Raw genomic sequence first — 242 nt, forward strand, 5'->3', positions numbered from 1 at the left:
GCTGATACCGGTGTCAGCAATGGTGTAACCCAGTGACGCACCGTAACCGTCGCCGTTCTGTCGAGAAGTATCGGTGATGCTGCCACGGGCGTTAGCGCTGGTGGCGTCGTTTTTGCCCTGATATTGCAGCGCGGAGCGCAGGCCATCAACCAGGCCAAAGAAGTTGCTGTTGCGGTAAGTGGGTACGCCAGTTGCACGCGCAGTCATGAAGTTATCGGTACGCGCGGTACCGTCACCGCCGA

1 protein-coding gene is annotated in these 242 nt (G+C 59.1%); it reads right to left on the bottom strand.

The features are described 5' to 3' along the window. Window positions 1-242, bottom strand: a 242-nt coding sequence (locus KVT28_RS26340; RefSeq protein WP_217551236.1) for a porin, incomplete at both ends; no start/stop codon positions are given.

The organism is Pantoea sp. GbtcB22 (genome assembly GCF_019091025.1).
GTDB lineage: Bacteria > Pseudomonadota > Gammaproteobacteria > Enterobacterales > Enterobacteriaceae > Pantoea > Pantoea leporis.